The 22,663-nt window shown below is 48.1% G+C and carries 20 protein-coding genes; 10 read left to right on the top strand and 10 right to left on the bottom strand.

Going from position 1 to position 22,663, the window contains the following annotated elements; all coding sequences use genetic code 11:
* Positions 1 to 2 precede the first annotated feature (2 nt).
* The 3 genes from HCZ42_RS19045 to HCZ42_RS19055 all read right to left on the bottom strand — a co-directional run bounded on the left by HCZ42_RS19045 (position 3) and on the right by HCZ42_RS19055 (position 2,004).
* Positions 3 to 779, bottom strand: a complete 777-nt coding sequence (locus HCZ42_RS19045; protein ID WP_167422301.1) for an HvfC/BufC N-terminal domain-containing protein — start codon at positions 777 to 779, stop codon at positions 3 to 5.
* Positions 776 to 1,636 (bottom strand): MNIO family bufferin maturase, encoded by an 861-nt coding sequence (gene bufB, locus HCZ42_RS19050; RefSeq protein ID WP_167422302.1) that lies wholly within the window; start codon positions 1,634 to 1,636, stop codon positions 776 to 778. Before bufB ends, HCZ42_RS19045 begins: the two co-directional genes overlap by 4 nt.
* Positions 1,637 to 1,743: 107 nt before the next feature.
* Positions 1,744 to 2,004, bottom strand: coding sequence for a BufA1 family periplasmic bufferin-type metallophore (locus HCZ42_RS19055; RefSeq protein ID WP_053410974.1), 261 nt, complete (start codon positions 2,002 to 2,004; stop codon positions 1,744 to 1,746).
* Positions 2,005 to 2,303: 299 nt separating this feature from the next.
* Here HCZ42_RS19055 and uvrD point away from each other — a divergent pair, with 299 nt between their 5' ends.
* Positions 2,304 to 4,475, top strand: a complete 2,172-nt coding sequence (gene uvrD, locus HCZ42_RS19060) for a DNA helicase II (RefSeq protein WP_167422303.1) — start codon at positions 2,304 to 2,306, stop codon at positions 4,473 to 4,475.
* Between the two features lie 39 nt (positions 4,476 to 4,514).
* Here uvrD and HCZ42_RS19065 read toward each other — a convergent pair whose 3' ends face one another.
* The 5 genes from HCZ42_RS19065 to rarD all read right to left on the bottom strand — a co-directional run bounded on the left by HCZ42_RS19065 (position 4,515) and on the right by rarD (position 10,068).
* Entirely contained in the window at positions 4,515 to 4,943 is a 429-nt protein-coding gene (locus tag HCZ42_RS19065) for a VOC family protein (protein ID WP_167422304.1), read from the bottom strand.
* Between the two features lie 741 nt (positions 4,944 to 5,684).
* On the bottom strand, positions 5,685 to 7,433 hold the full coding sequence (gene ggt, locus HCZ42_RS19070; protein WP_167422305.1) for a gamma-glutamyltransferase: 1,749 nt from the start codon (positions 7,431 to 7,433) through the stop codon (positions 5,685 to 5,687).
* A gap of 118 nt (positions 7,434 to 7,551) precedes the next feature.
* A complete protein-coding gene (locus HCZ42_RS19075) occupies positions 7,552 to 8,211 on the bottom strand; it encodes a LysE family translocator (RefSeq protein WP_167422306.1) in 660 nt (219 codons plus the stop codon).
* 76 nt (positions 8,212 to 8,287) lie between these two features.
* On the bottom strand, positions 8,288 to 9,082 hold the full coding sequence (locus HCZ42_RS19080; protein ID WP_167422307.1) for an AraC family transcriptional regulator: 795 nt from the start codon (positions 9,080 to 9,082) through the stop codon (positions 8,288 to 8,290).
* Positions 9,083 to 9,153: 71 nt separating this feature from the next.
* Complete coding sequence (rarD, locus tag HCZ42_RS19085; RefSeq protein ID WP_167422308.1) at positions 9,154 to 10,068, bottom strand: EamA family transporter RarD; 915 nt, start codon at positions 10,066 to 10,068, stop codon at positions 9,154 to 9,156.
* 212 nt (positions 10,069 to 10,280) lie between these two features.
* On the opposite strand from rarD, the gene recQ reads away from it, so the two are divergent.
* The 3 genes from recQ to HCZ42_RS19100 all read left to right on the top strand — a co-directional run bounded on the left by recQ (position 10,281) and on the right by HCZ42_RS19100 (position 13,404).
* Positions 10,281 to 12,116, top strand: a complete 1,836-nt coding sequence (gene recQ / locus HCZ42_RS19090; protein ID WP_167422309.1) for an ATP-dependent DNA helicase RecQ — start codon at positions 10,281 to 10,283, stop codon at positions 12,114 to 12,116.
* Positions 12,109 to 12,423, top strand: coding sequence for a DUF3630 family protein (locus tag HCZ42_RS19095; protein ID WP_167422310.1), 315 nt, complete (start codon positions 12,109 to 12,111; stop codon positions 12,421 to 12,423). Before recQ ends, HCZ42_RS19095 begins: the two co-directional genes overlap by 8 nt.
* Positions 12,424 to 12,735: 312 nt before the next feature.
* A complete protein-coding gene (locus HCZ42_RS19100; RefSeq protein WP_053410965.1) occupies positions 12,736 to 13,404 on the top strand; it encodes a 7-cyano-7-deazaguanine/7-aminomethyl-7-deazaguanine transporter in 669 nt (222 codons plus the stop codon).
* Positions 13,405 to 13,477: 73 nt separating this feature from the next.
* Here HCZ42_RS19100 and gppA read toward each other — a convergent pair whose 3' ends face one another.
* Complete coding sequence (gppA, locus tag HCZ42_RS19105; protein ID WP_167422311.1) at positions 13,478 to 14,968, bottom strand: guanosine-5'-triphosphate,3'-diphosphate diphosphatase; 1,491 nt, start codon at positions 14,966 to 14,968, stop codon at positions 13,478 to 13,480.
* A gap of 7 nt (positions 14,969 to 14,975) precedes the next feature.
* A complete protein-coding gene (gene rhlB / locus HCZ42_RS19110; RefSeq protein ID WP_167422312.1) occupies positions 14,976 to 16,277 on the bottom strand; it encodes an ATP-dependent RNA helicase RhlB in 1,302 nt (433 codons plus the stop codon).
* 111 nt (positions 16,278 to 16,388) lie between these two features.
* Here rhlB and trxA point away from each other — a divergent pair, with 111 nt between their 5' ends.
* From trxA to fre, 6 genes are all read left to right on the top strand, one after another.
* A complete protein-coding gene (trxA, locus tag HCZ42_RS19115; RefSeq protein ID WP_167422313.1) occupies positions 16,389 to 16,715 on the top strand; it encodes a thioredoxin TrxA in 327 nt (108 codons plus the stop codon).
* 195 nt (positions 16,716 to 16,910) lie between these two features.
* On the top strand, positions 16,911 to 18,170 hold the full coding sequence (gene rho, locus HCZ42_RS19120) for a transcription termination factor Rho (protein ID WP_053410961.1): 1,260 nt from the start codon (positions 16,911 to 16,913) through the stop codon (positions 18,168 to 18,170).
* A 106-nt stretch (positions 18,171 to 18,276) separates the two neighbouring features.
* Complete coding sequence (locus HCZ42_RS19125; RefSeq protein ID WP_167422314.1) at positions 18,277 to 19,272, top strand: hypothetical protein; 996 nt, start codon at positions 18,277 to 18,279, stop codon at positions 19,270 to 19,272.
* Between the two features lie 95 nt (positions 19,273 to 19,367).
* Positions 19,368 to 21,224, top strand: coding sequence for a 4-hydroxy-3-polyprenylbenzoate decarboxylase (gene ubiD / locus HCZ42_RS19130; RefSeq protein ID WP_167422315.1), 1,857 nt, complete (start codon positions 19,368 to 19,370; stop codon positions 21,222 to 21,224).
* Positions 21,221 to 21,490: a 2Fe-2S iron-sulfur cluster-binding protein gene (locus HCZ42_RS19135; protein WP_167422316.1), complete on the top strand. Its 270-nt coding sequence runs from the start codon at positions 21,221 to 21,223 to the stop codon at positions 21,488 to 21,490. The genes ubiD and HCZ42_RS19135 overlap by 4 nt, the downstream gene beginning before the upstream one ends.
* Before the next feature lie 14 nt (positions 21,491 to 21,504).
* Positions 21,505 to 22,218 carry an NAD(P)H-flavin reductase gene (fre, locus tag HCZ42_RS19140; RefSeq protein WP_167422317.1) on the top strand — a complete coding sequence of 238 codons (714 nt, stop codon included), beginning with the start codon at positions 21,505 to 21,507 and terminating at the stop codon, positions 22,216 to 22,218.
* Positions 22,219 to 22,663 lie beyond the last annotated feature (445 nt).

Below are 22,663 nucleotides of genomic sequence, written 5' to 3' on the forward strand. Positions count from 1 at the left end.
CCTTAATCCATAAGTGAAAAGCCCGCCAGTAGACGGTGTTCGAGTAAAAAATTCAGCTGCGCTAAGTGCTCATCAGGGATGTCCCCTAAGCGGGCTCCATTCTCGATCGCTTGCAGCAATTGAAACTGCTCGTCGCTCAAAGCCAAACTCCAGCTCTCTCCTTCGATCATGTCTTCGTTTGCTAAATGACACACCACGCCACATTCGACTTGGTTGAGATCTAATCCCTCAAACTGATGGTTCTCGATAGCACGTTGGAGTGAAAACACCGCAAACTTGGCAGTAAAAGGTAAGACGCCCGGTTGAAGATGCAAGCGGACGAACGGGTGTTTTTCTGCAGGTAGGTCATGAAGTAATGCCAGCGGCATCGACGCTTCTTGCAAACTCATGCTGTCGTGGCGTTGCTGAGCGAGATCAATCTGCCACTCAAATTCGGCTACCGCTTTGAGATAAGGCGCGGCCTCAAGCACGGCAGGGAAATGCTCAAGAGTTTGTGCAAAGTGTTCGCCATAATGGCTGACATCGCCTGAGGCGAGCGGATTATCCAACACATGTTGTCGTGCGAGTTGGTCGAAACACTCATCACCAACCAACGCCAATACCATTGGGTAGCCCGCTTGCAGCACTTCACTCAAACCGATGATGAAGTTATTGCGATAGATCTGCATACGTTCGTCGGCGCTAAACACGTCACTGGTGACGTCGCATTCTTCGCCTGTCGCGTCATAGTGCAGCGCGGCAGCAAACCGGCTTTGCAGAGTGGCTAGAGATAAGCTCATGATGCTTTCCTCCCGTCATGATCACACCAGCTTGCCAATCGTTGGCTGGCTTTGTCGGCTTCCGCTAACAAGATTTCGGGAGCGGGGATATCCAAATCCCATTCGATTAGGGTATGGCGAGCTCCGTGTTGCACTAACCAACGATCAAACAGTTGCCAGACTTCGTCGCACACCGGTTTGCTGTGGGTATCAATCCAAATTTCGCCTTGTTCTAACTGCTTGATGGTAAAACCGGCCAAGTGAATTTCATCCACCGCGTCTGCGGGAATAGCGTTGAGGTAGGTCTCAGTGTCAAAACCGTGGTTAAACGCCGAAACGTAAACGTTGTTTAAGTCGAGCAGCAGTCGGCACTCAGTGCGTCGTTGTACTTCAGTGAGAAACTCCCACTCTGAAATTGTTGAGTGATTAAATTTGAGATAGCTCGACGGGTTTTCTATCAGCATCGGACGCTGCAGGTAATCTTGTACTTCGATGACATTGCGGCAAAATACCGCTAAGGCTTCTTCCGTGTAGGGCAGAGGCAGCAGGTCATTAAAATAATGGCCACCATTTTCACTCCAGCTTAAGTGGTCTGAAACCAAAAATGGCTGCAGTTCATCGACAAGATGTTTGAGTTGTTTTAGGTGGCGTTGATTTGGTCGCTCGACACTCCCTAGTGACAAGCCGATGCCATGACAACTGATTTGATAGTCGTCGGCTAAACGGCGTAAGGTCTGCCGGGCGGTTGAATACGGTTGAAAGTAGTTCTCGCTGTGGATTTCCAGCCAGCCAAGTTGCGGTTTCTGGGTGGAAAAATAATCCAGATGTGGTGAGCGCAGTCCAACGCCGGTATAAGGGTGATATTGCTTGTCAGTCACGGGCGAGTCCTTACTTTACGATAAAGTATTGAGCCAGAAAGGTAAGAAAAAAATGGCGACCTAATAATGCATGGTCGCCATACGATCGGCTTACAGTGGCAAAACGATTAAGAAGACTGGGTGCTACCGCCAGCAAGCTTGTCACAAAGTCCTTTCGGTACTACAACGAAAGCGTCTGTTTGGCTGTCGTTTTTCGCAGTACCTGCACAAGAACCGGTTTTGGTTGCACAGTCGTTTTTACCCGCTTTGGCAACGCCGTAGCATTTTTCTTTTTCAGCAGCGACTGCGTGAGTGGCAGTGAGCATGGTGCCACCTAGTGCAAGTAGACCTGTAACAGCAGCAGTAACGGCAAGATTTGACTTTTTCATAGTAGTTTCCTCTGACTTTATTTCTTTTTTCCTAGTTAAATAGCTTTTATAGCTACGCAAGTGGTTAAGGGTTAAGTATGGTTTTTAACCAGCTCGCTTATTCAAAAAGAAAGAAGCGCGATAAAAAAACTTTCAGTCAATTAATGATAAATACGTAAATTATTGATGGGTTTTATTTAAGTGTTTGATAACTCGTTGAAAATATTCGTTGAATTTTTTCTCGCTTTTACCCTGAAATGGCATCGGTGTTTAGGTTATAATCGATTTTCATGTATAGATAACCAGTAGCTGAGCTCAGAATGGATCCTTCATTACTTCTCGACGGTCTCAATGACAAGCAGCGTGAAGCCGTTGCCGCCCCACTAGAAAACCTCCTTGTCCTTGCTGGCGCAGGCAGTGGTAAAACGCGAGTGCTTGTACACCGTATTGCTTGGTTGATGTCGGTTGAACAAGCGTCACCGTTTTCGATTATGTCGGTGACGTTTACCAACAAAGCAGCGGCAGAGATGCGTGGTCGTATTGAAGAGTTGATGATGGGCAGTGCGTCTGGGATGTGGAATGGAACGTTCCATGGCATTTGTCACCGCATTCTTCGCGCGCATTATCTGGATGCCAAGCTGCCGGAAGATTTCCAAATCATCGATACCGATGATCAGCAGCGCTTGCTTAAGCGTTTAATCAAAGCGCAGAATCTCGATGATAAGCAGTGGCCAGCGCGTCAGGTCGCATGGTGGATCAACGGCAAAAAAGATGAAGGTCTGCGTCCAAGCCACATTGACGCTTACCACGACCCAGTGACCAAAACTTATCTGCAGCTGTACAGCGCGTATCAAGAAGCGTGTGACCGGGCGGGTTTGGTCGACTTTGCTGAGATCTTGCTGCGAACGCACGAGTTGTTACGCGATAAAAAGCACATTCGCGAACATTACCAAGCGCGCTTTAAGCATATTTTGGTCGACGAATTCCAAGATACCAACAACATCCAATACGCTTGGCTTCGAATGATGGCGGGCCCAGATGCACACGTGATGATCGTTGGTGACGATGACCAGTCCATTTACGGTTGGCGCGGGGCGAAGATCGAGAACATCGAAAAATTCACCCAAGAATTCCCGAGTGTAAATACCATCCGTTTGGAGCAAAACTACCGTTCAACTAAGACGATTCTTGAAGCGTCGAACGCGTTGATCGCCAATAACACCGAACGTATGGGTAAAGAGCTGTGGACTGAGGGCGCGGAAGGCGAGCCTATCTCCGTCTACTCGGCGTACAACGAGTTGGATGAAGCGCGTTTTGCGGTCAATAAGATTAAAGAGTGGCAGGAGAAAGGCGGAGCGCTTAGCGATGCCGCGATGCTATACCGCAACAACGCCCAGTCTCGTGTATTGGAAGAAGCGTTGATCCAAGCGGGTTTGCCATACCGAATTTACGGTGGGATGCGATTCTTCGAGCGTCAAGAGATCCGCGATGCGCTGGGCTATCTGCGTTTGATGTCGAACCGCAACGATGACGCAGCGTTTGAGCGTATTGTGAATACCCCGACGCGTGGTCTTGGTGACAAAACGCTGGAAACGATCCGTTTTGCTGCGCGTGACCAAGGCAGCACCATGTGGCAGGCGAGCTTGCGCTTGTTGGAAGACAAAGTGCTGGCTGGTCGAGCAGCAAGCGCGCTGGGCCGTTTTATCGAACTGATTAACGCGATGGAAGACGACACCTGCGAGCTGCCATTGCACGAGCAAACTGACCACGTGATTAAGTACTCGGGCTTGTTCGCGATGTACGAGCAAGAAAAAGGCGAGAAGTCCAAGGCACGAATTGAAAACTTGGAAGAGCTGGTCACCGCAACGCGCCAATTTGAAAAGCCCGAAGAAGCAGATGAAATGCCGCTACTGACGGCGTTTTTAACCCACGCAGCACTTGAAGCGGGCGAAGGTCAGGCGGACGAATTTGAAGATGCAGTTCAGCTGATGACGCTACACAGTGCGAAAGGTCTGGAATTCCCGTTGGTGTTTATGGTCGGTGTCGAAGAAGGCATGTTCCCAAGTCAAATGTCTGCAGAAGAAGCGGGGCGTTTGGAAGAAGAACGCCGTCTTTGCTACGTAGGCATGACCCGTGCGATGGAAAAACTCTACATCACATATGCAGAAATGCGCCGTTTGTACGGTCAGGATAAATACCATAAACCGTCGCGTTTTATTCGCGAATTGCCAGAAACTTGCCTCGATGAAGTACGCATGAAAGCGCAAGTGAGTCGTCCAACAAGTACCGGTCGCTTTAGCCAAACTGTCGTCAAAGAAAGCTTTAACGAAACTGGCTTTAGTCTGGGGGCGCGTGTAATGCATCCGAAGTTTGGTGAAGGAACCATTATCAACTTTGAAGGTAGTGGTCCGCAAAGCCGAGTACAGGTTGCGTTTAACGGTGAGGGCATTAAGTGGCTTGTCACCGCATACGCTAAGCTTGAAAAGCTATAACCAAAGAAAGCGCTAACCGAGTTAGCGCTTTTTTATTGCCTACAAGCTGTAGTCATTGCGCTCATCGGTGCGCTCGGAAAGATACTCGACAAATTCAAATTGCAGATTATTGCCATCTAAGTAGTAAACGCTTTTACGATGTGGGTGCTCACCACCTAAATGATCGAGTTCGTAACCGTGTTGGCGTAAGCGTTCAATCACGTCTTCTAAGTTGGGGACTGTGATGCCGAGGTGCTTGACGCCGGTCCATTTTAACGTCCAGTCTTGCGCTGGACCGTCTCCACCAGATTGCACGGTGATGTACTGATTGTCGTCACCAACATGGTACCAATCGACAGTTTGTCCGGTTGGTGAGTCCCAATCGCCACCGCCACGTACTCTCCAAGTGGGGATCGCGGCCAGTAAAAAGTCGACAGTGGTTTGGGCATTATCAACACTCAAGTTGGCGTGTTCTAGGTAATAGCTCATGGTCTTACATCCTTGTTTTAAATTGATTTTGGTTGTGGATGTAATGACTTTAAAACCTCAAGTTAAATAGAGGTCAACAGCTATGGCAAGATTTATTGAAATAATGAAGATGGGTGAGATTCAGACAAAGAAAAACCCCGAGGGCTTGCGCCCATCGGGGTTATAGTCTTACTCGCAGCAATCCGGCTACTAAAAGTGCTCCATGCATCAAATCCTTGATAGTATGCTGACTTCCTTCAGCTAATCCTTTCATCGCCTTCCTAGCGGTGTCCTTGACCCTATCCTGGTCTGCTAACAATCCTCGTTAGCTCACTTCGCTTGTTCCCTGAGCGGTGTCCCTTTCATCATCCTGATGATAAGTTCCTTTCCTCGTCCAGAGGTGTCCATTTCCCATCCCTAGTAGCAACCATCCTAGTCACTATTGCGTCCGTTCAATGTCCAATTTGCTATCCGTGCCGACTACTCATCCTGAGTACCCGTATCTTCTTCCTGAAGATTACCTAATCCTTGGTAATTTCCTGTTCCGTGTCAGTATCCTTCCGACAGGGTTTATATTAAGCCTTTGCTCGATTTCAGCAACGCTACGAAAACGATTACATGGCGGAAATAATTTTGAAAAATACACCAAAGTGTTTATTTTCAATGACTTATGGTTATTGGTGGCACTTTGTTGTAGTAAAAAAGAGACTTTTGCTCACCCATTTGTGCGAGATCTCGCACAAATGGGCGGGCAGATCGTCGTTATTTGCCGATTGCAGCACCTTCGCGGCGAGGGTCTGCAGCACCTTCTAAACCATCTTTGGTGAATCGAATTGCATGTAAACCGGAGTTTAAGTCACGAATATTGATTTTAAGTCCGAGCTTTTCAAGTTCAGGTTGCATCTTTTCGATGCTTGTTCCCTGCTCAATGTCGACTGTTCCGAAACGATTGAGTAAATGTGGCTGATTAATCGCAGTTTGAATATCCATTCCCCATTGTGTATGAGCAATGATCGCTTGTGCGACATAGCCGATAATACGACTACCGCCCGGTGAACCAATCGCCATGTATGGCTGATCGTCTTGCATCACAATCGTTGGTGCCATCGATGAGCGTGGGCGCTTACCCGGCTCAAGACGGTTGGCAATCGGTTTGCCATCGCTGTGCGTGCGGAATGAAAAGTCGGTCAGTTCATTGTTGAGTAAGAATCCACGCACCATCAATCGTGAGCCAAACGCGTTTTCAATCGTCGTAGTGATCGAGACGACATTACCGTCACTGTCGACAACGTTGAAATGGCTGGTAGACGGCAGTTCTATCGATTCATCCTGACTTTGTAACTGAGCGTAATCCCAAGGTGGCGTGCCCGCTGAGACCGATTCCAGAGCTTTCCCCGGAGTGATTAAGCTCGCGCGTTGTTTAACATAGTCTGCGTTAAGCAATCCGGCCGTTGGCATCGGAACAAAGTCTTCGTCGGCCATGTACATACCGCGGTCAGCAAACGCAAGTGCAGATGCATCGGCGATCACTTGCCAAGATTTTGCATCGCTTGCGCCCCAGCTTTTAAGGTCAAATTGCTCGGTCATCGCCAAGATTTGTCCGACCGTTAGAGCGCCTGAACTTGGTGGCCCCATGCCACATACGTCAAAGCTCTGGTATGGTGCACAAACCGCATCGCGCTGTTTGATTTGATAGATATTCAGGTCTTGCTCGGCAAGAACGCCCGGATTACCGGCAGCGGTTTGCACCGTATTGACGATATCTTTAGCGATATCACCTTGATAGAAGCCATCGGGGCCTTGTTGAGCAATGGTGGTTAAAGTCGCGGCGTATTCTGGATTCTTGAGTAGTGTGCCTGCGGATTTTGGTGAACCGTCTGGATTGAAAAAGTAGGCTTTTGTGGCTGGGAAGCGGCTTAAACGTTCGGCATCGCCTGCAATCAGGCTCGCTAAACGAGGACTGATCTCGAAACCTTGCTGCGCCAGTTTGATCACTGGCTCTATCAGCTTGTTCCATTCGAGTTTGCCGTATTTCTGCTGGGTTTCCCACATCAGCTTAACGGTTCCCGGTGTGCCGACAGAACGACCGCCGACAACCGCATCGTAAAACTCGAGTGGTTCACCTTGGTCGTTTTGGAACAAGGTTGGCGTCGCGGCGAGCGGAGCGGTTTCTCGCCCGTCAAAGGTCGTGAGCTTTTTCTCTTTGGCATCCCAATACACCAGAAATGCGCCCCCACCAATACCGGAGGACTGGGGTTCAACCAAGCCAAGCATCAGTTGGGTTGTCACCATCGCATCAATCGCGTTACCGCCTTGCGCGAGAATATCTGCGCCCGCTTGGGTCGCAATTGGGTTTGCCGCGGTGACCATCCAATCTTTCGCGGTCACCAAGCGTTTTTGTTCGACGCCGGTACTCTGTTCGGGCGCGACAGAGTCTGCCGCTTGGTCAGCCCATCCCGACGTTGAAGCAAGCAAGAGGGAAGTGGTGAGAAGTTTCAATGTCCACTGCATTTGTTGTTCTCCTTGTTGTGAATGCTTAACAAGATTGGCAGTGGATATTGAACGCGTCTATAAGATTGTTAGCAAAATGTAACTTGGAGTCAGATCTTAGACACGAGTGTTGAGGCATTTATAAGAGTGACATGACAGACTGCCAAAGGATACTGATGCCGATAACGGTAAAGATGACGCCACACAAGCCATCAATGTATACAGTTAGTGATTTCAACTTGGTTTGTAGACGCTCCGTGGAGAGTGCCCAAGCGAGAAACGAAAACCACGCTAACGATAAGCCCCAGAGAATAACCAGCGCGATCCCTTTGCCTGTGAGCGACATACTGGCAGGTACCAGCGTCGACATCAGACTGACAAAAAACACCAGTGCTTTCGGATTGAGGATATTGGTAGCGAAACCGCGCGAGAACGCTTGGCGCTTGTTACTCAAGAGCAAATCAGGGCTGGATTGCTGCTCTGAAATGACGCTTTTTGAGCTTAGGGTTTGCCATGTGCCTTTTAGTGCGCCAAAGCCTAAGTAGAGCAGGTAACTGCCGCCAGCAATCTGCACTAAAGCAAACAAAGCGGGTTGTTGATGCACTAAATAGCTGACACCAGTGAGGCTCAAGATGGAATGCAGCAAGATGCCAAACGAAAGCCCTAGTGCGATATACACGCCGGTTTGTCGACCGTATCGGGTGGCGTTTTGCACCACCAGCGCGAAGTCGGGACCTGGGCTCATCAACGCGATAAAGTGGACGGTCGCTAGGGTGATTAAGATGGAAAATTCGTTCATTACCTGGTGCCAATACAATCAAAACAGAGTGCTATTGTGCCCCAACGTTGTTGAGTACGATTGTAAAAAACTGACACTAACTGATTTGTGAAGGGGAAACACCATAAGTGGCTTTGAACGCTTTGCTGAAATGGGCTTGGTCATAAAAGCCGATCTGATGGGCAACGTCAGTACCACCTAACCCCGATTTTAGCAGCTTCATTCCTTGTTCAAGGCGTAAGCGGCTTAGCCATGCATACGGCGTGAGGCCGACCTTGGTTTTAAAGTGACGCTGAAATTGAGTCGGGCTGAGTTGGCAAAGTTCAGACAGTTGTTCTAGTCGCACGGGCTGATCAAGGTTTGCCATTAAGTACTCTTTGAGTGTATTCACTGACTGTTGTCCGAGTGGAATAGCAGTCTTTTGTCTTAGAGCTCCGTAGCGCGCAAACAGTTGGTTGAAACCTTCATAAGGTAAGCAATCTTTGGCGAGCTGGCTGAGATTGTCTTCGGTAAGTGATTGGTGCAACTGAGCCAAAGGTTTGAAGATACTTGAGTCGTGCACGATCAACTGATTGAAGCTAATGGTATTGCCTGGGCGTTTTAACTCGGCTAAATCGCTAAGCCACTGTGGGTCGACGGAAAAGACTTTGACTTGATAACCGGAGTCGAGCAGCGAGTGGCCATCGTGCAGCTCGTCGGGTGGCATCACCACAATCTGACCTGCGCCTACTTGGTACGATGAGCCTTGATAGTGAAACTTCTGCTGTCCACTGGTGATAAGACCAATATGAAAATCAAGATGATAATGGCGCTGAAAGGCGAATGTCTGGTAGTTCGCGTCTATCAGGCTTATCTCTTGGTTTTGCGTTTTATGGTAGTTGACCTTATCCATGGAACAAAAAAGCTTGGTGAAATATTCACCAAGCTTATAGTGCTAAACCTAATTTGTCTTGTAAAAAACGATCACTTCGCCAGCGCGGAATTTCTCGTTTGCTTGTTGGTTTTTAGCCCGTCGAAGCTAAATACCAGCAAGGCGGCCCAGATAAACGCAAACGTCACTGCTTTATCAGATGTGAAGACTTCGCCGTAAATCAGTACCGCAAGTAAGAACATCAAACTTGGACCAATGTATTGGAAGAAACCTAGCGTTGAGAGTTTGAGTCGCGTTGCGGCACCATTAAAACAGAGCAGTGGCAAGGTTGTGATCACACCAGCAGCAATAAGCAAAATGTTCAAGTTTAACGGGTTTTTTGTCATATCAGCGGTTGGTGAGTCAGCGAACCACAAAAGATATATCGCCGCTACGGGTAAAAGGACCAACGTTTCGATGAATAAGCCTGTTTGGGCATCCAAGCTGACTTTTTTACGTAGTAGTCCATAGAAACCAAAGCTGAATGCTAGCGCTATCGCCACCACAGGAACTGAGCCGAACGCAACCAACTGGACGATAACGCCACAGCTGGCCAGTGCGACCGCGAACCACTGCATTTTACGTAATCGCTCGCCAAGAAATATCATTCCTAACACCACATTGATCAGCGGGTTAATGTAGTAGCCCAAGCTGGCGTCAAGCATATGATTGGCGTTGACCGCCCAGATGAAAATCAGCCAGTTCACCGCGATGATTACCGAAGTAGACAATAGATAAATTGTCTTTTTCTTCGACTTGAAGACATCGCTGACGCTGCGCCAACGACGCCCAACATGCAGCAGAAGCGCTAATAAGAAGAATGACCAAATGACACGATGGCTGAGGATCTCAAGCGGTGACACATCGCTAATCGTTTTAAAATAAATCGGAGCGATACCCCACATGGTGTAGGCACCAATAGCAAGCAATACCCCTTGCTTCGCTCTCTGTTGTTCTTCTGGTGTCATTGGATAATCTCAACACTACTTTTACAATTTGAAACATCCAGTATACGAATGGTGATGCAAATCACCTAGCGTTTTACGCCACTATTGACGAGGTTACCGTAACAAATGCTCGGCGGACAATTGCCCTCAGCCGTAGCATCCGAAGGGGACTTGGGTATACAATGTGCGCTTCGCTTTCTGCACTTCTGCGTTCTATCCCTGTTGAGATATAAATGACTGCCACACTGTTAGCTGAACAATCCGATTCAATGGTGACTCCTCAAAGCGTGCTTGAGGAGGTATTTGGATACCAAGAATTCCGTGATGGTCAGTTAGAGGCGATCGAATACGCAGTGAAGGGGCAGGACAGCTTAGTGATCATGCCTACAGGCGGCGGCAAGTCGCTCTGTTATCAAATTCCAGCCTTGGTGCGTAGTGGACTGACATTAGTGATCTCACCGCTGATTTCATTGATGAAAGACCAAGTTGACCAGCTCAAGGCCAACGGCGTCGCGGCGGAATGTGTGAACTCAACCTTGTCGCGTGAAGAGCTGATCTCGGTCTATAACCGCATGCACTCGGGCGCGTTGAAGTTGGTCTATGTGTCACCTGAACGAGTACTGATGCGTGATTTCATTGAACGTTTGGAAAACTTGCCGCTCTCCATGATTGCGGTCGATGAAGCGCACTGTATTTCTCAGTGGGGGCACGATTTCCGACCAGAGTATGCCTCGCTCGGACAACTCAAACAGTATTTCCCGCACATGCCTGTGATGGCGCTGACGGCCACTGCCGATGACGCGACCCGCAAAGACATTACCCACCGTCTGCAACTCGATAACCCGCATGTGTATTTGGGCAGTTTTGACCGCCCGAACATCAGCTATACCTTGGTTGAAAAACACAAGCCAGTTTCGCAGGTGATTCGTTTTCTTGAAAACCAGCGCGGTCAATGCGGCATCATTTATTGTGGTAGCCGTAAGAAAGTCGAAATGTTGACCGAGAAGCTGTGTAACAACGGCTTACGCGCAGCAAGTTATCACGCCGGTTTAGAGGTTGATGAACGGGCTTATGTCCAAGACGCATTCCAGCGTGATGATATCCAAATTGTGGTTGCGACGGTGGCGTTCGGTATGGGCATCAATAAGCCTAACGTTCGCTTTGTTGTCCACTTTGATATTCCGCGCAACATCGAGTCTTATTATCAGGAGACCGGCCGTGCTGGACGTGATGGCCTGCCAGCCGAAGCGATGATGCTGTATGACCCTGCGGATATCAGCTGGCTGCGTCGTATGTTGGATGAAAAAGACGATGGTCCGCAAAAGCAGGTCGAAGCGCATAAACTTAACGCAATGAGCGCGTTTGCTGAAGCGCAAACCTGTCGCCGACAAGTGTTACTCAACTACTTTGGCGAGTACCGTGAAAAACCGTGTGGTAACTGCGATATTTGCCTCGACCCACCGAAGCATTTCGATGCGACAGAGCAAGCGCAAAAGGCACTCTCGTGTGTCTACCGCGTCAACCAGAGCTTTGGTATGGGTTACGTGGTAGAAGTGCTGCGCGGCATGCAGAACATTCGTATCCGAGAAAACGGCCACGATAAACTCTCGACCTACGGTCTGGGGCGCGAAAACAGCCACGATTACTGGGTGAGTATCTTCCGTCAGCTAATCCACAAAGGTCTGCTGTCGCAGAATATTACCCGCAATTCGACGCTGCAACTGACTGAAGAGGCGCGTCCGCTGCTGCGTGGCGAGATGTCACTCGAGTTAGCTGTGCCGCGTTTAGACACCGCAGCGCGCGCGGCTAAGTCTGACAAATTGTCGAATAAACACTACGACAAGAAACTGTTTGCCAAACTGCGTAAGCTACGTAAAGCGATTGCCGACGAAGACGGGTTGCCGCCATACGTGGTATTCAGTGACGCGACATTGATCGACATGGCAGAAATACTGCCGACTTCTTATGGAGAAATGTTGGCAGTCAATGGCGTCGGGCAGCGTAAATTGGAAAAGTACGCCGACCCATTCTTAGATTTAATTCAGGAGCACTTAACCAACCATGGCTGAGCAACAAACGGAATTTGGCCTACAAGAATATCAGGCAGAAGAGGGGTGTATCATTATCCGTACCCCGCGTTTTGATTTTGATTCCTTCCCGGAACTAGGGGAGCGATTGGTTTCATTATTGTCCGCCCGAGTGTTGGAAAAGCAATGGGATGCGGATATTCACTCTTGGCTGGTCGATTTTGAAGGCTGCCAACTGTTTCTCAAAGCAGAGCATTACAGTGAATGTGTGTGGTTTGAAGCACTTGCCGTTGACGATTCAAAAGAAGAGCTTGCCTTCTTAGCCAGCCTGTTTCAGCGCGGATTTTAGTACGGCAACGATTGCGTAATCACTCAAGCTTGCGGCTAAAGTTGGTTAATGTATAATCGCCCGCCGCGATATTTGTCATATTTGAAGTTTCATCGTCGTTGACTACATTCGTCCTCTGGTTCGCCAGCCCGGCCTAATCGCATAGGTTCCCTATGCTCATAGGGCAGTACTCATTTGTCGCCTTGTTGAAACTCCAACTATTTAAAATATCTTAATCTCTTTATTTACATTGTTGGTAAGAGTCATTCCAAATAGTTGGGATGGATTCGATTTGGGTTCCCTCACCCCCAAACCAAACTAAAAAGGTATCGCATGAGTAACTTTACCCCTGCGCAGCAGCGCAAAGCCCTTTTCTTTTTGACCTTGTTCCACCTGATCATTATTGCATCGAGCAATTATCTGGTTCAGCTTCCGTTTACCATCTTTGGTTTCCACACCACGTGGGGCGCATTCACTTTCCCATTTATTTTCTTGGCGACGGATTTAACGGTACGTATCTTTGGTGCGCAATTAGCGCGTCGCATCATCTTCTTAGTGATGTTGCCAGCGTTAGCGGTGTCTTACGCGCTGTCGGTACTGTTTTACGAAGGCCAGTTTCAAGGTTTTGCTCAATTGAGCGAGTTTAACTTGTTTGTCGCACGTATTGCTGCGGCGAGCTTTATGGCGTATCTGCTAGGACAGATTCTCGATGTACACGTATTTAATCGCCTGCGCCAGTTAAAACAGTGGTGGGTAGCGCCAACCTGTTCGACGCTGTTTGGTAACGCGATTGATACCATCGCTTTCTTTGCGATTGCTTTCTACCAAAGCCCAGACCCATTTATGGCAGAGCACTGGACAGAAATCGCCTTGGTTGATTATGGCTTTAAATTGGTGATCAGCTTAGGTCTGTTTGTGCCTATGTATGGTGTGCTACTTAACTACCTAGTGAAGAAACTGACCGCAGTGAATCCAGAGTTCAAGATGGTCGGCGCGAACTAAGCCATATCGGCATCGGAAATAAAAAAGCCCGAGTGAAAACATCACTCGGGCTTTTTGTTATCTGTTCACTTCGCTATTTAGCTACCACGCTCAATGGCCAGCCAATATCGGTTTGTCGGTTTGCTTCAATTTCTAGCTCAGCCGTGGTCAGTGGGTTTTGTTCTAACCACTGGCTATCGAGCGTCAATGTCAGCTTGTCACCGTCTGATTCTAAGCGGAAGTTAGGCTCTAAGGCTGGATTACGTCGGTGCGATAGCAGTACCGCTAAACGCAACAAGCGTAATACGCGTTTGGCACTGGTACCGGAAATCGCGTGCTGTTCTGGCAATGACGTCAGTTGCTCGCGATAGCGGCGTGCAAGCTCACCCAACAGGTGTTTTTGCGCGCGCGTAAAGCCAGGCAAGTCGAGGCTTTGCAATAAGTAAGCACTGTGCTCGCCACCTTTTTTGAAATCAATCGTTAAACCGATTTCATGTAGCTTCGCAGCGGTATCGAGTAGGATGCGACCTTGTTCTTCGCTGATCCACTCAGATTGGCATTGTCCTAACAGCTTGGAGGCTAGCGTAGCGACTTGCTCACCGTAACAGATATCGATTTGATAACGGCTTTGCACGCTGGCAATGGTACGGGCGCGGATGTCGTCTTGCTTGAGTTCATCAACCATTTCATAGACTAAGCCTTCACGTAGCGCACCACCGGCAAGCGTCATTGAGTCGATTTCTAGAAGCTCAAAGATCGCGATTAAAATCGACAGGCCGCTTGGGAACACTAACGCGCGTTCTAGAGTCAGCCCTTCGATTTCCAGCTCTTCAAGATGGTCTGCACGCATCGCCTGTTTCTGTAGGCGCTTTAGTTTGGAGTGGGTGATGACCTCATCCATGCCCTGTGCCAACATTATCTCTTGCAGCGCTTGCACTGTACCCGAAGCGCCAACACACACATCCCAACCAATCTGCGTGTATTGCTCTAGCATCGGTTGGAGCGTGTCTTTCGCCGCTTGAATCGCATTGTTGAAGTTGCTTGCCGTGAGTTGTCGGTCTTTAAAGTGACGCTCCAACCAAGTGACACAGCCCATTTTCAGGCTGGTTAAGGCTTTGGCTTCGAAACCTTCACCGATAATAAGCTCGGTACTTGCGCCACCGATATCGACCACCAGACGACGGCCACTGCCGCCAGAAGTATGCGCAACACCTTTATAGATAGTCGCAGCTTCTTCTTCACCACTGATCACTTCGATGTTATGACCTAGGATCTGATTAGCTTTAGCGAGAAAATCATCCACATTGGTCGCGGTGCGCAGCGTGGCGGTACCCACAATGCGGATGTTCTCTTTGGGGATATCTTGCAGTCGTTCTGCGAATAGGCTCAGGCAGTCCCAACCGCGCTGCATGGCTTCCAGACTAAGAGCGTTGTGTTCGTCTAACCCAGCGGCAAGACGCACTTTGCGTTTGATCTTAGCCATAGTTTGAACGCTGCCATCAATGTGACGCACAACGAGCATATGAAAACTGTTCGACCCGAGGTCGATGGCTGCGTAAAGCGGAGAAGAAACTGCTTGGCTCATAGACGACTTACGAATCCTTTTGTTGGCGCGGACGAGAGCGAGTGTTTTGACGGCGGTTATTTGAACGTGAACCACCCGTGTTAGTACGACGTTGTTGCGGACGATTAGAACGCATACGGATTGGAGCTGGTAGGTCTTCAATCAACGCACTTGGATCATAGTCAGAAACAGGGATCATGTGTTCAATGTATTCTTCAATCGCAGGAAGGTTAATCGCGTAATCTTCACACGCAAAGCTGATTGAATGACCGCTTGCACCAGCACGACCTGTACGGCCAATGCGGTGTACGTAGTCTTCACAGTCGTCCGGTAAGTCGTAGTTAAATACGTGCGTTACTTGTGGAATGTGTAGACCACGCGCTGCAACGTCAGTCGCAACCAGAATATCCACTTCACCTTTCGTGAATTGCTCCAGAATGCGTTCACGTTTCTTCTGTGGTACATCACCCGTGAGTAGACCAACACGATGACCATCTGCCGCTAGATGTCCCCAAACCGAGTCACATTTGTGTTTGGTGTTAGCGAAAATAATTGCACGGTCTGGCCATTCTTCTTCAATGAGAGTTTGAAGTAGCGCCATTTTGTGTTCGTTTGATGGGTAGAACAGCTCTTCCTGGATGCGGTGACCGGTTTTCTGTTCTGGCTCAACCACTACGTGCTCTGGGTTGTGCATGTGTTCGAAAGCCAGCTCTTGTACGCGGTAAGACAGCGTCGCAGAAAACAGCATGTTCAAACGCTCTTTTGGCTCAGGCATACGGCGGAATAGGAAACGAATGTCCTTAATAAAGCCAAGGTCAAACATACGATCCGCTTCATCCAGTACAACCGCTTGGATGTTGTTGAGGTTAAAAACACGCTGCTTGTAAAAGTCGATGATACGACCCGTGGTACCGATCAGGATATCCACGCCTTGCTCTAGTTTCGCAAGTTGCTTGTCGTAACTTTCGCCACCATACGCGAGCGCGGCTTTGATACCGGTACTTTCGATCAGTGGTGCTGCATCGTTGTAGATCTGAATCGCCAGTTCACGCGTTGGCGCCATGATAATGGCTCGCGGTTGTGTTGGCTTACGACCTTCATGCTCCGGTGTCGTCAATAGATGGTTAAAAGTAGCAGCCAAGAAAGCCAGGGTTTTACCTGTCCCTGTCTGAGCTTGACCTGCAATGTCTTGGCCGGTGAGCAGTACCGGCAACGCCAAGGCTTGAATCGGGGTACAAAAATCGAACCCTTTTTTGCTCAAACCTTCGATAACTTGAGGGTGTAATCCCAAATCGGCGAACTTTTGCTCTGTGATATGCGTCTTTTTCATGGGTATAGAATATCAGCTTAAGCTTGCAATACGAAAGTAAATACATTCCAATAGGGCATCTTAATACTGGTTATCATCCAACCAGTTCTGAAAAACACATTGGAGTGGAAGATGAGTGATAAGATTTTGCAGCTGACTGATGACGGTTTTGAAAACGATGTAATCAATGCTGCAGGCCCGGTTCTTGTTGATTTTTGGGCAGAGTGGTGTGGTCCTTGTAAGATGATCGCTCCTATTCTGGACGAAGTCGCGGAAGAGTACGAAGGCAAACTCACTATCGGTAAACTAAATATCGACCAAAACGCAGGTACACCACCTAAGTTTGGTATCCGTGGTATTCCAACGTTACTTCTATTCAAAGATGGTAGCGTAGTAGCGACTAAAGTAGGCGCGTTGTCTAAGACTCAACTGAAAGAGTTCCTAGACGCAAACCTATAATAGCTCGATGAGACCGTGCATTTTATGGAGTGCACGGTTTTGTTTTTGAAGACCAACAAAATCTAGACTAGGCTAGTATTTAGTGCTAATTTATCGCACGTTAATTAAACAAGTTTCTCTTCTTGGTCGATCCTGTGACCAAATCCATCTAACTAAATAACAGATCCTATTTTGACTAAACAAGTATCCACCACCATGAATCTAACAGAACTGAAGAACAGACCTGTGTCTGATCTTGTCAAACTTGGCGAAAGCCTAGGCCTTGAGAACCTAGCTCGTCTAAGAAAACAAGACATCATCTTCGCCATCCTAAAAGCGCATGCTAAAAGTGGTGAAGATATTTTTGGCGACGGGGTTCTGGAAATACTTCAAGACGGGTTTGGTTTCCTGCGTAGTGCTGACAGTTCATACCTAGCTGGTCCAGATGATATCTATGTATCGCCAAGTCAGATTCGTCGTTTTAACCTGCGTACTGGTGACTCAATTGCCGGTAAAATTCGTCCACCAAAAGACGGTGAACGTTACTTCGCACTACTAAAAGTTAATACAGTTAACCACGACAAGCCTGATAACGCGCGTAACAAGATTCTATTTGAGAACTTAACACCGCTACATGCGAATGAGCGCATGGTGATGGAACGCGGTAATGGCTCGACTGAAGACATTACGGCACGTGTATTGGATTTGGCTTCACCAATCGGTAAAGGTCAGCGTGGTCTGATTGTAGCTCCGCCTAAAGCGGGTAAAACTATGCTACTGCAGAACATCGCACAGAGTATTGCTTATAACCACCCAGAGTGTGAGTTGATGGTACTGCTTATCGATGAGCGTCCGGAAGAAGTAACAGAAATGCAGCGCCTAGTTAAAGGTGAGGTAATCGCTTCTACGTTTGATGAGCCAGCGTCTCGTCACGTACAAGTTGCAGAGATGGTTATTGAGAAAGCGAAACGTCTTGTTGAACACAAGAAAGACGTCGTTATCTTGCTTGACTCTATTACTCGTCTAGCACGTGCTTACAACACCGTAGTCCCTTCATCGGGTAAAGTACTGACAGGTGGTGTGGATGCGAACGCTCTACATCGTCCTAAGCGTTTCTTCGGTGCGGCGCGTAATGTAGAAGAAGGCGGCAGCCTGACTATTATCGCAACTGCGCTAGTCGATACTGGTTCGAAGATGGATGAAGTTATCTACGAAGAATTTAAAGGTACAGGTAACATGGAATTGCACCTGAACCGTAAGATTGCTGAGAAGCGTGTCTTCCCTGCGATTGACTTCAACCGTAGTGGTACTCGTCGTGAAGAGCTTCTAACCAAGGCGGACGAGCTACAGAAGATGTGGATTCTGCGTAAGATTGTCCACCCAATGGGCGAAATCGACGCGATGGAATTCTTAATCGATAAGCTGGCAATGACCAAAACTAACGATGAATTCTTTGACGCGATGCGTCGTCAGTAACACCTGACAGAAGATTAAGAAAACGCCTCCGCATTGCGGAGGCGTTTTTGTTTGCATTCTCACGGCAGAGCAAGCAAAATGGTTTAAATGTTACAAGGAGGTTAAAATGCAACAAGGAATGTTGTCGTCGGTTCTCCTGTCTGCATCTTTGCTAATTGGAGTTCCTGTCGTTTCTGCGACAGAAATGGCACCCGCCAAAGTGGAACGTTTGCTTGAGGATGAGCAAATTCACCATAAAGTGGCAGAGCTACTGCAATATGTAGTGGAAGACAATACTGACTCGCTCAACTTTGCGCTTGAGAGGCTTTCTCTGCCGCAGCAAGAAGTGGTGCGTTTTCTGCTTTTGAGTAAATTTGAACAGCAGGACATCATCTTGACGCCGAAAATGGCGCTGTTTGTCGAGAGTCAGAAATCAATGGTGCCGACTTATCAGATCCTCGAAAAAGGGGATGGCTATGAATTCTCTGTCCCTGCCTTTAATTATCCTGCAATCGCTAGCCGACTTCTTAAACGATGGAAGCAAGATCAATCGACACTCGATTTTGTCCTCAAAGCCGAGCGAGGGGAGCTAAACCTCAAGCAATGGTTAAGTGGCAGTGACTACATGGTACAGATGCGTGAATCATTACTTATTCGCGAGTTAGATAGCCTTTCGCCTAAAGCGCTCAACTACCTTTCTACCCAGTTAACCGGAGAAGCGGTCACGAGTTGGTTGCCTTCCTCGGCTGTCATGGTGAGATTAGCTCAGGTCAGTGAAGACTCCGATGTCTACAAACTGCTGTGGTTGATGCGTGCTGACTTCAACAGTTATCAAGAGCTTTCACGACTGGCTAAGGTTGCCGACGCGTTTTCTATCGAACAACTGATGCTTGCGACTCAGAACCCAAGTTTGAAAGAACAAGCGCTGCAAGAGTTAACGCGGATTAAGCCACTGAACGACGATATCAAAACTTTTCTTGTCGATAAGATGAAGCAAAGGGACGACGCCTCTATAGTGGCAAACGCATTGGCGCGTCAGGGTTATCAATCTTGGCTACGTGAATTGGCGCTCGATAACAATAAAATCCGCACTAACGCTATTACTAATGCACTCGCGCAATAGCCCATAGGCGTGAAATAACCACATGAAAAAGAGGGATCGAATGATCCCTCTTTTTGTTATACTGCGTGCAGTTTAACCAGCCCATCAGAAGGCCTATGAGTTTTAAGGATTTACGCGATTTTATTGCTCACCTTGAACAACAAGGTAAGTTGAAACGCATTTCTCATCCCGTCGACCCACATTACGAAATGACGGAAATCAGTGATCGTACGCTGCGTGCCGGTGGTCCAGCGTTGTTATTCGAAAACCCAATCGGTTATGACATGCCAGTGTTAACCAACTTGTTTGGTACACCAGAGCGCGTCGCGATCGGTATGGGCCGCAGTGACGTCAAAGAACTGCGTGAAGTGGGTAAGTTGCTAGCGTATCTTAAAGAGCCAGAGCCGCCGCGCGGATTCAAAGATGCGTTGGAAAAAATTCCTGTGTTTAAGCAAGTCTTAAACATGCCAGCCAAAAGACTGCGTAAAGCACCGTGTCAGGAAATTATCTGGCAAGGTGATGAGGTTGATTTGGATAAAGTGCCAGTCATGAGCTGCTGGCAGGATGATGTCGCTCCTCTATTAACATGGGGACTGACGGTGACTCGTGGACCGCATAAGAAACGTCAAAACTTAGGCATCTACCGTCAGCAAAAAATTGCTAAGAATAAAATTATCATGCGCTGGTTGGCTCATCGTGGTGGCGCGCTCGATCTGCGTGACTGGATGGAAACCAACCCGGGTCAACCATTCCCAGTATCTGTGGCATTTGGCGCGGACCCAGCCACCATTCTTGGCGCTGTGACCCCAGTACCAGATACCTTGTCGGAATATGCGTTTGCAGGTCTGTTACGCGGCAGTAAAACCGAAGTGGTGAAATCCATCAGTAACGATTTAGAAGTGCCTGCGAGTGCAGAGATTGTGATGGAAGGTTACATCGACCCGAACGAGTTTGCTGACGAAGGGCCGTATGGTGACCACACGGGTTACTATAACGAAAAAGAAAAGCATCACGTCTTTACCATTACGCATATCACCATGCGCAAAGACCCGATTTACCACAGTACGTATACCGGTCGTCCACCTGATGAGCCAGCGGTTCTGGGTGTGGCACTAAATGAAGTATTCGTGCCTATCTTGCAAAAGCAGTTCCCAGAGATCGAAGATTTTTATCTGCCGCCTGAAGGTTGTTCGTACCGAATGGCAGTGGTGACGATGAAGAAACAGTACCCAGGACATGCTAAGCGAGTCATGTTAGGGGTATGGTCTTTCTTGCGCCAGTTTATGTACACCAAGTTTGTTGTCGTATGTGATGATAGTGTCAACGCACGCAGTTGGGATGACGTCGTCAAAGCGATGGTCGACAACATGGAGCCAGTACGCGATACCTTGATGATCGAGAACACACCAATCGACTCATTGGACTTTGCTTCACCGGTTGTTGGCCTAGGCTCCAAGATGGGGATGGACGCAACGATCAAATGGGACGCAGAAAACGCAACAGCACCAGAACTAAATCACTTTGACGCAAGCAAGATTGGCGAGGCACAGTTAGCTGAGCTCAAATCCCAGTACCCGGAAGTCATCGACATTGCACTGCCCGCGTCGGCGGGAAATGATCGCTTTGTGATTGTCTCTATGCGCAAGACCCAAGCACATCAGTCGAAACAGTTATTGAGCGGCATATGGGAATTCTTGGCTCAGTTTACCGACGCTAAGTTTGTCATTCTCTGTGATGAAGACGTCAATGTGCATGACTGGAATGATGTGATTTGGGCGATGACCACTCGAATGGACCCTGCGAGAGACACACTACAAATAGCAGCCAAAGATGGAAGAAGCTCGAAACTCGGTTTGGACGCGACCAACAAATTTGCGGGTGAAGTTCAACGAGAGTGGGGCATTCCGATTAAGAAAGATCCGCAGCTTGTCGCGCAGGTAGACGCGAAATGGAGTAAGCTGGGAATATCATGAGTAAAACAGTCATCTTGTCGCCACAAAACATTCAGTTTGAAGTACAAGATGGGCAAACCGTGTTGGAAGCCGCGCTCAACAATAATATTGGCTTTCCACACCGTTGCCAGGTTGGGGCGTGCGCAGCTTGCCTGTGCCGCAAAATCGAAGGAACAGTAAGTTACCACCTTGAACCAATGTTGACCGAGAAAGAGCAGCAACAAGGTTGGATCTTTGCTTGTCAGGCGTTTGCCGACAGTAATTTAGTACTTACTTTTGAGGAGTAAGTAAGAGGAACACCATGACCATCCAATGTAAAGTAAAGTCTATTAAGCCGTTAGCTTGTAATACTTATCAAATTCTTCTTCACCCTGAAATGCCAGTGAGCTTCAAAGCTGGTCAGTACCTGATGGTTGTGATGGGTGAAAAAGACAAGCGTCCTTTCTCTATTGCGAGCAGCCCGTGTCGCCATGAAGGTGAGCTAGAGTTGCACATCGGCGCGGCTGAGCACAATGCCTATGCGCTGGAAGTTGTTGAAGCAATGAAACTGGCGTTAGAAAAGGGCGGCGAGATAGTGATTGATGCGCCACATGGTGATGCTTGGGTTCAAGAGGAGAGTGAACGTCCACTGCTTCTTATCGCTGGTGGAACAGGATTCAGCTACGTGCGCTCAATTCTGGATCACTGTGTGGCACAGAATAAAGAGAACGACATCTACCTATACTGGGGAGCGCGTGATGAATGCCAGCTATACGCGAAAGATGAACTCATCGAAATTGCAACCCAGAACAGTAATGTTCACTTTATCCCTGTTATCGAGCAAAAAGCAGATGAATGGCAAGGTAAAGTGGGAAATGTGCTTCAAGCGGTGAGTGAAGACTTTGACTCACTGGCAGAATATGACATCTATATCGCTGGACGCTTTGAAATGGCAGGCGCTGCGCGTGAACAGTTCACGCAGAATAAAGGTGCCAGCAGCGACCGCATGTTCGCAGATGCCTACGCTTTTATTTAAAAGCCCAGTCAATCAGGATAAAAAGAGAGCAAAATGCTCTCTTTTTTTATGCTTTTGAATACAAATTCAACGAACGATAACTTTTTTCAATTTTTTTTGAAAAAGGGGTTGCGCTATCGAATCAACTCCCTATAATGCGCATCCACTGACACGGCAGACAGCACAAGGCTTCAGCGGTGTTAGAGAGGTGAAAACTTCTTGAGAAAATAAATTTGAAAAAGTGTTTGACTCTTCAAATTATCTCGCTAGAATGCACCTCCGCTTTGAGAGAAAAGCTTCTCGAAAAGCACTGTTCTTTAACAATATAAACCTATCAATCTGTGTGGGCACTCGTTGATGATAATCCAAATAGTTTCTTCGGAAACAATTTAGGTTTCAATGATACGAAGTGACCATTGAGTCTTCGGACTCAGCACAGTCAATTCATTATCGTTCTGTTGGAACG

Origin of the sequence: Vibrio hepatarius (assembly GCF_011806575.1) — a bacterium.
GTDB lineage: Bacteria > Pseudomonadota > Gammaproteobacteria > Enterobacterales > Vibrionaceae > Vibrio > Vibrio hepatarius_A.

Excerpts from the sequence above, each read along its gene's own strand:
- HCZ42_RS19100 (WP_053410965.1), top strand. The coding sequence starts at position 12,736 with ATGAGTAACTTTACCCCTGCGCAGCAGCGCAAAGCCCTTTTCTTTTTG.
- ggt (WP_167422305.1), bottom strand. The coding sequence starts at position 7,433 with ATGCAGTGGACATTGAAACTTCTCACCACTTCCCTCTTGCTTGCTTCA.
- rarD (WP_167422308.1), bottom strand. The coding sequence starts at position 10,068 with ATGACACCAGAAGAACAACAGAGAGCGAAGCAAGGGGTATTGCTTGCT.
- gppA (WP_167422311.1), bottom strand. The coding sequence starts at position 14,968 with ATGAGCCAAGCAGTTTCTTCTCCGCTTTACGCAGCCATCGACCTCGGG.
- HCZ42_RS19080 (WP_167422307.1), bottom strand. The coding sequence starts at position 9,082 with ATGGATAAGGTCAACTACCATAAAACGCAAAACCAAGAGATAAGCCTG.
- HCZ42_RS19075 (WP_167422306.1), bottom strand. The coding sequence starts at position 8,211 with ATGAACGAATTTTCCATCTTAATCACCCTAGCGACCGTCCACTTTATC.
- HCZ42_RS19055 (WP_053410974.1), bottom strand. The coding sequence starts at position 2,004 with ATGAAAAAGTCAAATCTTGCCGTTACTGCTGCTGTTACAGGTCTACTT.
- trxA (WP_167422313.1), top strand. The coding sequence starts at position 16,389 with ATGAGTGATAAGATTTTGCAGCTGACTGATGACGGTTTTGAAAACGAT.
- recQ (WP_167422309.1), top strand. The coding sequence starts at position 10,281 with ATGACTGCCACACTGTTAGCTGAACAATCCGATTCAATGGTGACTCCT.
- HCZ42_RS19135 (WP_167422316.1), top strand. The coding sequence starts at position 21,221 with ATGAGTAAAACAGTCATCTTGTCGCCACAAAACATTCAGTTTGAAGTA.
- HCZ42_RS19095 (WP_167422310.1), top strand. The coding sequence starts at position 12,109 with ATGGCTGAGCAACAAACGGAATTTGGCCTACAAGAATATCAGGCAGAA.
- HCZ42_RS19065 (WP_167422304.1), bottom strand. The coding sequence starts at position 4,943 with ATGAGCTATTACCTAGAACACGCCAACTTGAGTGTTGATAATGCCCAA.
- HCZ42_RS19125 (WP_167422314.1), top strand. The coding sequence starts at position 18,277 with ATGCAACAAGGAATGTTGTCGTCGGTTCTCCTGTCTGCATCTTTGCTA.
- rho (WP_053410961.1), top strand. The coding sequence starts at position 16,911 with ATGAATCTAACAGAACTGAAGAACAGACCTGTGTCTGATCTTGTCAAA.
- ubiD (WP_167422315.1), top strand. The coding sequence starts at position 19,368 with ATGAGTTTTAAGGATTTACGCGATTTTATTGCTCACCTTGAACAACAA.
- uvrD (WP_167422303.1), top strand. The coding sequence starts at position 2,304 with ATGGATCCTTCATTACTTCTCGACGGTCTCAATGACAAGCAGCGTGAA.
- HCZ42_RS19045 (WP_167422301.1), bottom strand. The coding sequence starts at position 779 with ATGAGCTTATCTCTAGCCACTCTGCAAAGCCGGTTTGCTGCCGCGCTG.
- fre (WP_167422317.1), top strand. The coding sequence starts at position 21,505 with ATGACCATCCAATGTAAAGTAAAGTCTATTAAGCCGTTAGCTTGTAAT.
- rhlB (WP_167422312.1), bottom strand. The coding sequence starts at position 16,277 with ATGAAAAAGACGCATATCACAGAGCAAAAGTTCGCCGATTTGGGATTA.